The following is a 794-nucleotide window of genomic DNA, read 5'->3' on the forward strand; positions in this document are numbered from 1 at the left end:
ACAAATGTTTCAGCGGTTTATACTGGAGGCGCCGGTAACAAATGTTTCAGCGGTTTATACTGGAGGCGCCGGTACACAGGATTTATCCTTCAGGTACACTGTTCAGAACGGAGATCTGGATATGGATGGCATCACAATTGGTGCTAACCTGCTGCTGAATGGTGCTACCATTAGAGACGCAGCGAATAATAATGCTGCCCTCCTCTTGAATAATATCAGTAATACCACGGGCGTATTCGTAAATACGGTGCATCCAACAGTTACATTGTCCACCACTGCTGCGGCTATTGTCAATGCGTCGTTTACAGTAAATGCTGTATTCAGCGAAGCGGTGATTGGTCTTACCGTAGCAGACTTTGCATTAACCAATGCGAGTGCTGCTACGCTGCAAACCACCGACAACATTACTTATACCATCGTTATCACACCGATAACCGATGGTGCTGTCAGCGTTTCATTGCCGGCGGACGTAGCGGTGAATATTGGTGGTAACGGCAACACTGTGAGCAACACAATTAGTGTAACAGCAGATCTGACGGCGCCGGTAGTAACACAGGTAAGTGTACCTGCGAACGGTTATTATAAAGCGGGTAGTATATTGAACTTTACAGTGAAATACAGTGAGAATGTGACAGTTAATACTACAGGCGGTGTGCCATCCATCAGTGTAAATATAGGAGGCACAAATGTTTCAGCGGTTTACACAGGAGGCGCCGGTACACAGGATTTATCCTTCAGGTACACTGTTCAGAACGGAGATCTGGATATGGATGGCATCACAATTGGTGCTAACC

The 794-nt window shown here is 46.3% G+C and carries 1 protein-coding gene; it reads left to right on the top strand.

Annotation, left to right across the window (positions count from 1 at the left end; translation table 11 throughout):
- Nucleotides 1-794 (top strand): Ig-like domain-containing protein (locus tag AB4Z08_RS35775; protein WP_441578568.1); only part of this gene is annotated, 794 nt, incomplete at both ends.

Origin of the sequence: Chitinophaga sp. RAB17 (assembly GCF_052114225.1) — a bacterium.
Classification (GTDB): Bacteria; Bacteroidota; Bacteroidia; order Chitinophagales; family Chitinophagaceae; genus Chitinophaga.